The following is a 12,699-nucleotide window of genomic DNA, read 5'->3' on the forward strand; positions in this document are numbered from 1 at the left end:
ACTGAAATAAAAATCTCATATATAAGGAGAAGTGAATTATGAAAAATGAAGTGTTAAATGTGAATGGCATGTCTTGTGTACATTGTGTCAACTCAATCGAAGGTGCTTTGAAATCGCTCGGTGTTCAAGGGAATGTTAATCTTGAAAATGGCACTGTTACCGTAGTATATGATGAAAATAAGGTGACTCTAGAGACCATTAAAGAGGCTATTGAAGAGCAAGGATATGAAGTCTAAAAGGTGAGGTGTATATATAGTGTCAACAATTGAAGAGAAAAAATCACAAACATCAATTCAACTCTCAGGTATGACTTGTGCTGCTTGTGCTTTAAAAATTGAGAAGGTTTTGAACAAGCTGGAAGGTGTATCAGAAGCTAACGTAAACTTTGCGATGGAAAAAGCGACAGTAACATATGACCCAAGTAAAGTCGACATCGGTAAGATGGAAGCAAGCATTGAGAAGCTTGGCTACAGTACAGTTAAGGAAGCCGTTGATTTGGAACTTGTCGGTATGACTTGTGCGGCTTGTGCCTTAAAAATCGAGAAGACTCTGAATAAGTTACCTGGCGTAAGCACGGCCACCGTAAATTTCGCCATGGAAGTTGCTCATGTCGAATATAATCCGGCAGATGTTTCTGTGACTGATATGCAAAAGAGAGTAGAGAAACTCGGCTATCAAGCTGTACCGAAACAGGAACAAAGCGACCCAGCTGAACGTCGACAAAAAGAATTATCAAAACAAAAAAGAAAACTTCTTATTTCTGCGATTTTATCGTTTCCCTTACTCTGGGCAATGGTAAGTCACTTTTCATTTACTTCGTGGGTATGGTTACCAGATCTCTTTATGAATCCATGGTTCCAATTGGCATTAGCAACGCCAGTTCAATTTTATATCGGAAGACCCTTCTATATTGGTGCATATAAAGCTTTACGCAATGGCAGTGCAAACATGGACGTTCTTGTTTCATTAGGGACCTCAGCTGCTTATTTTTACAGTCTGTATTTAACCATCGTTTGGGCAATTGAAGGCGGTAGCGTACATCATGGACCTGCGATGTACTATGAGACAAGTGCCGTGTTGATTACCTTAGTGGTTATGGGGAAACTGTTCGAATCCCTGGCAAAAGGACGTACGTCAGAAGCTATTAAATCCCTAATGGGACTTCAAGCCAAGACGGCGATAGTTGTCCGAGAAGATCAAGAATTGACCATTCCCGTGGAAGAAGTGATTGTAGGTGATGTTGTAATTGTTCGACCAGGGAGTAAAGTGCCTGTGGATGGGGAAGTTCTGGAAGGACTCTCGTCTGTGGATGAATCGATGCTTACTGGTGAAAGTCTCCCTGTAGAAAAAAAAGTGGGGGATGCTGTTATCGGAGCAACCATGAACAAAAACGGTGTGCTTCGAATGAAAGCAACAAAAATAGGTAAAGAAACAGCTCTTGCACAAATTATTAAAGTTGTCGAGGAAGCGCAAGGATCAAAAGCTCCTATTCAACGGGTAGCAGACGTCATCTCAGGGATTTTTGTGCCGATTGTTGTAGGAGTCGCTGTAGTGGCATTCTTGGTATGGTACTTCGGAGTAACACCGGGTGATTTTGCTGGTTCTTTAGAAAAAGCAATTGCCATTCTGGTTATTGCTTGTCCTTGTGCACTTGGGCTTGCTACACCAACCTCCATTATGGCTGGTTCTGGACGTGCAGCTGAACTTGGAATCTTGTTTAAAGGTGGAGAACATCTGGAACAGACCCATAAAATTGATGCAATTATTCTCGATAAAACAGGTACAGTAACAAAAGGTAAACCTGAACTTACCGATGTTTTGGTCGAGGGCGATGAAACAGAATTCCTTAAACTTGTGGGGGCAGCTGAGAAAAATTCAGAACATCCATTAGCTGAGGCTATAGTTGCGGGCATTATGGAAAGAAATATTGAACTGCTCAGAACAGAATCCTTTGAGGCCATTCCAGGCTTTGGAATCAAGGCTGTTGTGAGTGGTAAAGAGTTATTAATTGGTACACGTCGTCTAATGGATAAATTCGATGTAGAAGCAAAACAAGCTTACAACATGATGTCTACTTTAGAGGAATCCGGGAAAACAGCTATGCTTGTCGCTATTGATAAAGAGTATGCGGGGATGGTTGCTGTGGCAGATACCATTAAAGAAACCTCTCAGGCTGCTGTCAGCCGTTTGAAGGAGATGGGTATCCAGGTCATTATGATTACAGGGGACAACGAACGGACGGCAAAAGCGATTGCGGCTCAAGTTGGCATTGACCACGTCCTGGCTGAAGTTCTCCCTGAAGGTAAAGCGGAAGAAGTTAAAAAACTGCAAGCACAAGGTAAAAAGGTAGCGATGGTAGGAGATGGTATAAACGATGCTCCGGCCCTTGCTATGGCAGACATCGGAATGGCTATTGGTACAGGAACAGACGTTGCTATGGAAGCTGCTGATGTAACATTGATGCGTGGCGATCTTTCAAGTATCCCTGACGCTATTTATATGAGCCGTAAAACTATGGCTAACATTAAACAAAATTTATTTTGGGCACTCGGTTACAATACGCTGGGTATTCCAATAGCTGCGATCGGCCTTTTGGCTCCATGGGTAGCTGGTGCTGCAATGGCATTAAGTTCAGTATCTGTTGTTCTTAATGCACTTCGGCTACAACGTGTGAAAATACGTAATTCTTAAAAACTGACGTGATAAAATCATTGTATAATATAAAGATAGGGGTACGTTTGTGTTACATTATATAAAGTATCAGTAACAGGGGTACCCCTCTGTGTACGTTAGAAAAAGATTGCCAAAACTCACTTGTAAACTAGAAATTCGTTCAGGAGAATGTTAGGTTGAAAAAATGGATTATATTCTGTATTAACCTGGTTGTATTTATGCTTGTTTTCATGAAGCGGGATTTATTGTATGCATGGATAGCTGGGGATAATACGGCTAGCTTACCTCTGATGTTTCTTGTAATTACTATTCTTGCTATGTTTCCTGTGATCCCGTTTGGCATTGTAGGTGGAGTGATCGGCGCTAAATATGGTGTAGTATTGGGCAGTACTATGAACGTGGCCATATCCACTTTAGCTGCGATTATTGTCTATCTATTGGCAAAATACTTACTTTATTCTTGGGGAAGAAGGATTACCCAGAGATTTACATCTCTAGATCAACTACATGCGATGAGTAGCCAGCGCCTGTTTTGGATGATTCTATCAGCTCGCATCATACCCATTTTACCAGCTGCGGCAATCAATATTTACGCAGGAGTATTCCATTTAAATTTTAAGATTTTCATACTCGCAACCTTATTAGGTAAAATCCCCGCAATGATGACCTTTGCCTATATAGGGCATGAAATATGGAATGAAGAAACACGACTAGTACAAGTCAGTTTGATGTATGCTTCATTTTTATTACTGGTTTTTATCGGCTATAGAATATATCTTCGATATAAAGAATAAATACAATTCAATAAGGTGACAAAAAAGGCTCTACGTCCTCGTAGAGCTTTTTTGCTTTGCCTTCAGCTATTTGAAATTTGGTTGTATTGATATAACAAAAAAACACACTTCCTTCAAATTTAAAATTTACACTGTTACTTAAGAACGACCAAGAGGAGTATTATCAGATGAACAATCATTACGATGCAGAAGAACCAGCACCAATCAGTTCTAAGTTTCGCATTAACTTTTTCTTTTTTGTATCCTTTGTCATTTTTTCAGTTATCATCATTCGTCTCGCTTATATGCAATTCGTAGAAGGCCCCGAGCTTAGCCGTTTACAAAGTGAAAGTGTCACCAGAACAAGTCCTTTGTTGCCCGTTCGTGGTTCCATTTATGATTCATCAGGTAAAATAAAATTGGCATATTCCGAGCCCATTCAGTCGTTATACATCACATTGTATAAAAATTATAGTCAACAGGAGGGGGGGCCTAAAAATCCCAATCGTGAGGAAGCTGGTCAATTTGCAGAAAAATTGTATGAAGTATTTCAGGAATTTAAAGATCCAGGGAGTAAAGAGTTCTCGGTAGATGATATTTTGAATGCGATGGATCTGGAATATCGACAGACCCAAGGTTATTCTCCGAGATTGATCAAGAGTGACCTATCTGATAGAGAAGTCGCTTACTTTCTTCAGAATAAAAATATCATTCCTGGATTGAGTGTAGTGGAAGAAAGCAAACGCAAATATGATAAGGATAGCGTGGCTGTTCAAGCTATTGGTTACATGAAAACATTCAAAACATCAAAGACACTAGCAAAATATAAAGAAATTGATCGTTTAAATCCAACTCAAACCAATCCTGGGCTTGTATACTCTGAGCTAGAAAATGTTGGTGTTGATGGTCTTGAACTTCAATATCAGGACGTGTTACGAGGACAAAGTGGTTTTAAAGAGATCCCCATTAATGCGTTAAATTTGCCTGAAGAGGGAGGAAACATGCTCCCTCCAGAAAAAGGATACGATATCATCTCGACCATCAACAAAAACGTACAAGTTCAAACAGAACAAGCTATAAAAGAACAGTTGAATTGGTTACAGCGGACTCCAGTTTCAGGAAAACTTCATACTAATGCAAAAACAGCTTTTGCTGTCGCAATGGAAGTAGATAGCGGTAATGTCGTGGCTATGGCAAGTATGCCTGATTATGATCCGAATGCGGAATGGGATTATGAAAAGATTAAGTACATCTATAGAAATGGTACAGTTGAATCCTTTCCTCCAAACGACACCGGAAAGCACCCAGAGTCAACCGTATTATTGGGGTCAACAATAAAACCATTAAGTGTTTTGATTGGCTTAAATGAAGGATTTTTCACTCCGAATTCAACATATCAGGATCGCGGATATGCGGAGTTTGGTAAAGACCGTACCAGAGTCAGAAACTCTTCAGGAAGTGTATATGGACTTCTAAACCCCGAAACAGCCATTATGAAATCATCTAATGCTTTTATGATTGACATGATCGGTGAGCAGCTTTGGAACAAGTATAATGTTGAAGGTATTAAAGTATGGGACAGATATATGAAAGAATTTGGCTTGGGCGTGGACACTGGAGTGGATTTGCCCAAAGAATTTAGAGGTAGAATTGAATATAACCAAGAAAATCAATCTGCACTCACAGGCTTAGCTTTTGCTTCATTTGGGCAACAAGGGAAATATACAACAATGCAGCTTGCACAGTATACCGTGATGTTAGCGAATAAAGGACAACGTCTTGAACCACACCTAGTAAAAGAAATACGTGACTCTAAGGGTAATTTAGTTAAAAAAATTAAACCAAAAACACTAAATACAGCAAATTATGATGACAGATACTGGAGTGCCATTCAACGTGGAATGTCTACCAATGTAGATGCCGCGTTCAGTGGGTTTCCCTATGATTTCGCGAGAAAGACAGGCACCTCTCAGCAGACTATTTATATAAATGGTCAATCGATTAATGTTGAGAACGGCGTATTTATCGCCTTTGCACCTCGTAAGAATCCAAAACTGGCAGTAGCCGTGGTTGTACCTGAAGGGGGGTATGGATCAAGTAGCGCAGCACCCATTGCTCGTGAAATATTTGATGCCTATGATAGGGAATATGGACTGGGTAGCAATCCAGCAAAATGAGCCGTCAAATAAAAACAAAAATATTATTCAATTGATTTATAGTGGCCATATGATAGCAAGAGTTGTTAGTAAGAACTGGGGGATAGGGCAGAATTCCGATTGTTGCACGCTTTTCTTGTTTGGACTTGAAAAGTGAAGAAGAAGTCACTTAGGGGATATCGTTTAGGCTCCTGCGACACAACACAGAAATAACTATATCGGAGAACAACAACGTAGGCTGAAAATCATAAATGTCCTTGGATGTACTAGCGAGCAAGCATTTGATATAAACTAAGGTTCATCTTAGACATAGTATTCGGCTATGGAAATAAAGTAATAGCACAAGCCTCGAATTTCATATATATCCTCCATTGTAAACAATTCCATTTGGGATGGAGGAGTACTATGGTTATCACACCGGATATCCCGGATCTTCCCTTTACCGTCGAAGAGGGAATGAAGTGCTTTGTGTTAGTTGCGGAGCCTGTAACGAGAGAACTATTGCCTGGAATAAAAATGAAGGGCTGGGGGTATAACGGTTCCATTCCGGGTCCAACTATACGAGTTAAACAAGGCGATTGGGTTAAGATCAGGGTTATAAACCATCTACCGGAGGCAACCAGTGTCCATTGGCATGGCCTGGATATCCCCAACTCTATGGACGGTGTTCCTGAAGTTGAACCAACACCCAAAATTAGACCAGGTGAATACTTTGATTATTGTTTTCAGATTATGAATGCACCGGGAACGCATATGTATCATACTCATCACAATACAGTTACTCAAGAATTAATGGGACTAGGGGGTGGATTTATAATAGAATCGGAATGTAATGACTATATTCATAGAGATTACTTCATCATGCTTCAGGAATTTCATCTTCAAGGCCTGCCTAAGGGTGAATTGAAGAAAGGAGATTACGATTTAGACCCCTTAACGGACAGTTTTAATTTTTTCACAATGAATGGGCGTTGTTTTCCATATTCTAATTCTTTACCAGTTAAATATGGCGAAAACATTCGTATTCGTCTTGGGAACATAGGAATGAATGCACATCCCATTCATCTTCATGGACATCAATTTCTTCTCACAGCTGCAGACGGTAATGAAATCTCAAGTTCCGCCAGATTACTTCGAAATACGATAGAAGTTTCGAGTGGAACGACATACGACTTACTCTTTTGCGCGAATAACCCAGGAACATGGCCCTTCCATTGCCATATGCCACATCATATATCCAATAACTTCACTAAACCAATTGGTGGAATGTTTAAGACAATTGTCTATGAGAAATAAGAAAAAAATGATAACCCAGTAAAGAAAGCGAATGGAGGGGCTAAAATCTCATTAAGTGGAGAAATATTTTTTGATCCAAAGACGGGATTAGAGAACCTTACGATCTGGTCCTCTATAAATAACAAAGAACTACATGCATCAATAACCATATATAATGATCAAAAGAATACAACCTCACTTTTAGTTCATATATTCTATAATGATGGTTCGTACATTTTTCCAGTATACCCCGGAAATTCAAGAGCATGTAGCTGTCAAAACATAACCCAAATAATTGTAGCACCTGAATCAGAAATTACGAATAACTGTAGTGGGAAATTTATTATGGAAATATTCTGACTACATTCAGCAGTTCTAATGGTAATTAAATGAAAAAATGAAAAGAGATCCTCAAACCTCTCGCTATGCACACATTGTGGCAGCAGACCGCAGATGGCGAGGGACAAGAACATATTCCCATTGAAGTCGCTATTTTAGCGGCTTTTTTATGTTATCGGTACAAGTTCTTGTCTCAAGGTAAGGACAAGAACTTGTACCGATTGCCGAAATGGACAAGGACAAGAACATATTCCGATTAGATGATCATCTAAATAATAAGCATATGTAGTTAAAACCTCAATAACACTTAGAGGTTCACCGAGTATCGGGAGAAGGCTGTTAGCATTTAAAAATTAAACTAGCTCTCAAGAGTAATTAAAGCTTTTTCTGGACAAAATTCTTGAGTATGTGCAGGAATGTCTTGATCTACCCCAATCAACCGTATCTCAACATTTGCAGAAACTTCGCAGTGCCGGTGTTGTCGCTACAGAACGGATCCATTATGTGGTATTATTTGGATTGAAGATAAAGCTCTACGGAGGACGTACAAAATATGTAGGAAAGGGTGTAATTATGAAATTAAATCATCTGAACCTAACAGTTACTGATGTTCCAGCTGCTCGCGAGTTTTTAGAGACTTATTTTGGTATGAAATGTGAAGGTACGAGGGGAAACGCATTTGCAGTTATGTTTGATGATGAAGGCTTTATTCTCACTCTAATGAAAGGTAAAAACGTACTCTATCCAGTGACTTTTCATGCATCCATGGGTGGTACTTCTACTGCTGTCGCTGCGCCAAATATACCGGAATTTTGCTCCCCGCCGGAAATAATGTTTAATTTGATGTTAAATTTATCCTTGATTATCTTCCCAAACCAACCCGGCTGCTGGTATGGATATATATGGTATGGTAAGAACGATATCAAATAATCTCATATAATTACGTAAAATAATAATTTGACGAATAAAAATATTGAATTATAATATGTACAAAGTATCCTTTAGAAAAAAGGAGAATCCCATGGAAAAGCAAACAAAAATTAAATATTTAGAACGTATTGAAGAAAAACTTGATGATTTGCCCTGGTATGTTACAGAGTATATAGATAGCAGAAAAAGAAAATTATCACCAACCACCATGCTCAACTATTGCCATGATTATATAATTTTTTTTGACTGGCTAATTTCTGAGGGGCTTGTTAAATGTAGTCGTAAAGAAGTTGAGTTAAGTACACTGGAATCATTGACTATACGTGATGGGGAAAATTTTCTTTTCTTTTTGGAGAATCAACTAGGGAACTCTAAAAGTACTGTGAACAGAAAATTGGCTGCACTTAAATCATTGTTTAATTACTTACAGAATAAAGCTGAAACTTCTGAATTAGCTCCTTATATTAAGCGTAATCTGATGGCCAAGTTAGAATTAAATCCTGTTTTAAGCACAGCTCAGTCGAGTGCACAAAAAATCAGTGGTAAGATTCTGAAGCATGAGGAGTTCAATCTATTCAGACAATTTATTGCAAATGATTATGGTGAATTGATTAAAGGAAATAAGAGATTATATAACTATTTTTTATTTAATCGTGAGCGTGATACAGCCATCGCTTCTTTGATTCTGGGATCTGGATTGAGACTGTCCGAAGTGGTTGGCGCTAATATTGAAGATGTAGACTTGACTGAAAATTTACTACGAGTAGTCCGTAAAGGCGGTAAGGAGCAGTATGTTTACTTTAGTGATCTTGCATTATATGACATCAAAGAATATATAAAAATTAGAGATCAAAAGTATAAACCCAGCTCAAAAGAGATAGCCTTATTTATAGCTGCTCCTGTAGGAAGAAAAGGAGGCACACGAAGACTTACTCAAAGAGCCATAGAAAAGTTAGTTCAAAAATATGCTAATCTTTATGGTAAACCATCTTTAAATGTGCATGCATTGAGACATTCATTTGCAACTCGATATCATAAGGCTAACAATGATGTTCCAAAACTGAAAGATCAACTAGGTCATTCATCAGTACAGACAACGATGATATATACACATTTATCAGATGATGATTTGAAGAAAGCGGTTAATAAAATGGATTTAAATTTTTTTATGCAATAAACTTTAAGTTCAATTGTTAACTCAGTAGATCATTATTGAAGATAAAGTTATTGCATATTTGATGGATGCTATGATTTAAGCAATAACTTTATCTTCATTTTTTGCTTGTGCAATAACCTTAAGTTCACTAATGCAATAGGGTTAACTTCAACGGACAGCTGTACAGGGTTAAAATCACTGTGCAGCTTTTAAATCATTATTACTGTTTCACAAAATTCGTATTTTGTACATATGTTTTAAACGTCTTTGCCTTCAGAGAACGATTTGAGCCTTATCCCGCCCACATTAGTTCCGTTATTATAATATTTAGATAATAATCTAATCAGCAATGACACAATGTTCTTGTCCTTGGACATCCTTTCAACTGTTTCCGTTCACTATTCGGTATGGTGTGCAGTGGTACTTTCTGGGCTGCGGTTAATCGCGTGGAAACGATGTTCTCTAAGCTTGAGCCGCGATGTCTATTTTATACCTGGATAAATCTAAGGGTTAGTTTCATGAAACAGATCAAATACCTATACCGACAATGAAACCTTGTTCCCATATCTCTATAATGGAACAGAGCCTTCCCTTCAGAGTAAGATTTGGTCCGCCCTACACTTCACCTGAAGGATAAGAAAACTCTGCGATATACAGGTATCCCCCCGTTACCAATATTCTAGTTATCTACCGTAACTAGTTCGGAAAGTAACTATATCTTAAGGTAATAATAAAATCTGAACTAGTTCTTATATTTCAGAATCATTATTTAGTGGCTGAACGTTATCATAAACAAAAAAAGGTACCTCTGTGGAGAGGTACCTTTAGCAACGGATAAGCATTGAATAATGCTGCAGATTTCAAACACCATAAATAAATTTAGTTGTCATTGTATACAGCCTCCCTTTTTCGCAGTACCACTACGATATCTGTCTGAGGTACAAATAAATTATAATTCGTTACATGCACTTGTCTCGTTTCGGTTACGGATTCTATCTTTAATTCAGGAGGAAGACAGCGCTCTATGTGAGTAATTAATGTTTCTTTGGTAAATCTCCAAATTACACCATCAATCGAAGAGTTCGCCATATAACCACGGTCTGTTACAGAACCTGAAAGAGACTTGAGAACAACCGGGTCCGCAATAATGATAGATCCACCGTCACGTAACAGTCTGCAGCTCTCTATGAAGGCTTTTTTGTGATAGCGAATGTGATGAAAGCTTCTTGCAAACAAAATCATATCGCAGCTATGATCAGGTAAAGAAGTTGGCTTATCAATGAAAGCATGGATATAAGAATTAAACCTTCCCCACTTCTTTCCAAGTTTTAGAGCATTTAAATTCGGATCCATGTTGAGAAAACGAACATCCTTCTGCTTGCGAAGATACTTGTTCAATAAACCTGTACCACAGCCCACCTGAAGAACATCGCCCTTTAAAGGGGGTAAAATTTTATAGACATTACGAGGAATAGGGAAATTTTGAACGTACATGGCCAATTCGTAGAAAATCGGATAACGCTCTTGCAATCGAACCAATTTACTGGTGTAGAAAGGTTTCCGCTTTTTGTGACGTTTAAAGTCCCATTTGTTCAAATAGTAGACAGGGGTTAACAGCAAGAACAGAATAATAAAGACACTTTGGACGCTATAAATTCCTAGTTTACTAAAACGATCATTGGAATTATGAGGCATCATTTGTTTAGAAGTATTCAAAAGCATCACTCCCCTCTCACAACGCTATGAATGGTGTAAAACCTGTTCTAACATAACAAACGAATCCAATTTAATGACTTACGAAGCGAAGGGAATCTGATCATGCACAATTCAATCGTATTTAGAGAAGCGTATTTTTTTGACTCCTTCTCCCCCGTCCATTTGAAGCTGACAAAAGAAGAGCCGTTTACGATGATGCATCACTATATTTTGTTGAAATCGCTTATGTATAGAAATCATTTTTTCGTGAAGGCCTCAATTGGACAATGTTTGTCGAGCGGCGTAATGAATTTCGCAATGTATTCGAACTAATGTTACATCAACAGGAGGCTGATACACCTCATCTGAGCATCGAAAAAGCCGCCCACAGGCGACCTTTTGAGCAAGAATACGATTTTCAACTTGAGGACGCTGGATTATATAGGTCTGCATCATGTTCGGAGATCCAATCAATTTGCTTGTATCCACGGCCAGCCATCGTTTGCTGTCGTACATCCAGAACCTCTAATTTCGGTGCCTGCCAAGGCGCTTTTTTCGTTTCCAGCGGTCGTCTCCTCCTTTCTACAAAACTGGAACCAAGATGCAAGCACCCTTACATTACTTGCGTGATACAACTTTCAAAGATACAAAATGTATCTTTATGGGAATTATAAGACACAATACGTATCTAAGTAAACAAATATTTCATCCCTTTCCTTCTATAAATATCTGCAAAATTCAATCCGATTGCTTACATCCTTACTAATAGATATATTACCCTTGCGAAGAAATGCCGCGCCTTCGTTCACTTTCGCTCGTTGTTGGATTTCCATCTTATCACCTGTTTCATCATAATATATACTACCCTTTAACAGCGCCTGCAGTCATACCGTCTATGAAGTATTTCTGGAAAGCAATGAATAGTATGAAAATTGGAACGATGGAGAAGAAGGAGCCCACGATCAAGAGGTCATAGTTATTGCCATAAGGAGTTAACAACGTTTTCAAACCGATTGGAAGTGTATACTTACTCTGATCTCCTAACACCATGAATGGCCACAACAGATTATTCCAGCTATTCATCCCATTCAGAATGGCCATTGCCGCAAAGGATGGCTTCATAATCGGCATAATTAGCCTGAAATAAATTGCATACTCGTTTGCCCCATCAACTCGCCCAGATTGAATAATCTCTTTGGGTATGCTTCTTAGATATTGCCTGAAGAAAAATATTGTCGCGGCATTGGCTATACCTGGCAAAATGATTGCCGAATAGCTATTCACCATTCCCAAATCATTAATTAGGCTATACAAAGGAACCAGCAGTATTTCAAAAGGCACCATCATAATGAGCAAAACACATATAAAGAGGAAGTTCTTGCCTTTAAAATCATATGCTGCAAAACCATAAGCAACAAATGCGCTTACAAAAAGTGTTAAAACCACTTGAACAATTGTTAGAATCAAACTATTCCAAAACCACACAAAATAATCATGTTCTCCAGTAAACAGAAAGATGAAATTATCAAAACTCATGATTTCAAAATCCAAACTTAGGTTAAGACCATATCTAACTAATGATTCACCTGGCTTAAAGGAAGATAGGGCCACTGCGTAGAATGGGATCATAATTATAACGAATAGTATAATGAATAAACCAATAATTACTATTCTAGAGATGAAATCACTCCTCGTCTGACTT

The 12,699-nt window shown here is 38.4% G+C and carries 10 protein-coding genes and 2 pseudogenes; 9 read left to right on the forward strand and 3 right to left on the reverse strand.

All coding sequences use genetic code 11. The features are described from left to right. Positions 1-38 precede the first annotated feature (38 nt). The 9 genes and pseudogenes from ACX9NY_RS07120 to xerS all read left to right on the forward strand — a co-directional run bounded on the left by ACX9NY_RS07120 (position 39) and on the right by xerS (position 9,323). Positions 39-236 carry a cation transporter gene (locus ACX9NY_RS07120; RefSeq protein ID WP_024634437.1) on the forward strand — a complete coding sequence of 66 codons (198 nt, stop codon included), beginning with the start codon at positions 39-41 and terminating at the stop codon, positions 234-236. 19 nt (positions 237-255) lie between these two features. Then, on the forward strand, positions 256-2,691 hold the full coding sequence (locus ACX9NY_RS07125) for a heavy metal translocating P-type ATPase (RefSeq protein ID WP_175395181.1): 2,436 nt from the start codon (positions 256-258) through the stop codon (positions 2,689-2,691). A 158-nt stretch (positions 2,692-2,849) separates the two neighbouring features. Continuing rightward, positions 2,850-3,467 carry a TVP38/TMEM64 family protein gene (locus ACX9NY_RS07130; protein WP_472477808.1) on the forward strand — a complete coding sequence of 206 codons (618 nt, stop codon included), beginning with the start codon at positions 2,850-2,852 and terminating at the stop codon, positions 3,465-3,467. Positions 3,468-3,634: 167 nt separating this feature from the next. Beyond that, positions 3,635-5,623 carry a peptidoglycan D,D-transpeptidase FtsI family protein gene (locus ACX9NY_RS07135; RefSeq protein WP_472477810.1) on the forward strand — a complete coding sequence of 663 codons (1,989 nt, stop codon included), beginning with the start codon at positions 3,635-3,637 and terminating at the stop codon, positions 5,621-5,623. Between the two features lie 384 nt (positions 5,624-6,007). Beyond that, on the forward strand, positions 6,008-6,898 hold the full coding sequence (locus tag ACX9NY_RS07140) for a multicopper oxidase family protein (RefSeq protein ID WP_472477812.1): 891 nt from the start codon (positions 6,008-6,010) through the stop codon (positions 6,896-6,898). 102 nt (positions 6,899-7,000) lie between these two features. Continuing rightward, positions 7,001-7,237: an S-Ena type endospore appendage gene (locus tag ACX9NY_RS07145; protein WP_435874305.1), complete on the forward strand. Its 237-nt coding sequence runs from the start codon at positions 7,001-7,003 to the stop codon at positions 7,235-7,237. A 378-nt stretch (positions 7,238-7,615) separates the two neighbouring features. Further along, a pseudogene (locus ACX9NY_RS07150) lies at positions 7,616-7,711 on the forward strand (ArsR/SmtB family transcription factor); the annotation flags it as partial. Positions 7,712-7,789: 78 nt separating this feature from the next. Beyond that, positions 7,790-7,975, forward strand: a pseudogene (locus ACX9NY_RS07155) (VOC family protein); the annotation flags it as partial. Between the two features lie 262 nt (positions 7,976-8,237). Then, positions 8,238-9,323: a tyrosine recombinase XerS gene (gene xerS / locus ACX9NY_RS07160; protein ID WP_024634443.1), complete on the forward strand. Its 1,086-nt coding sequence runs from the start codon at positions 8,238-8,240 to the stop codon at positions 9,321-9,323. A gap of 858 nt (positions 9,324-10,181) precedes the next feature. Here the strand turns inward: xerS and ACX9NY_RS07165 are convergent. From ACX9NY_RS07165 to ACX9NY_RS07175, 3 genes are all read right to left on the reverse strand, one after another. After that, a complete protein-coding gene (locus ACX9NY_RS07165; protein WP_472477814.1) occupies positions 10,182-11,018 on the reverse strand; it encodes a class I SAM-dependent methyltransferase in 837 nt (278 codons plus the stop codon). Between the two features lie 397 nt (positions 11,019-11,415). Next, positions 11,416-11,604: a paeninodin family lasso peptide gene (locus ACX9NY_RS07170; RefSeq protein ID WP_472477816.1), complete on the reverse strand. Its 189-nt coding sequence runs from the start codon at positions 11,602-11,604 to the stop codon at positions 11,416-11,418. 254 nt (positions 11,605-11,858) lie between these two features. Beyond that, positions 11,859-12,677: a carbohydrate ABC transporter permease gene (locus ACX9NY_RS07175; RefSeq protein WP_472479230.1), complete on the reverse strand. Its 819-nt coding sequence runs from the start codon at positions 12,675-12,677 to the stop codon at positions 11,859-11,861. Positions 12,678-12,699: the final 22 nt, after the last annotated feature.

Source organism: Paenibacillus sp. CB74, from assembly GCF_055687625.1.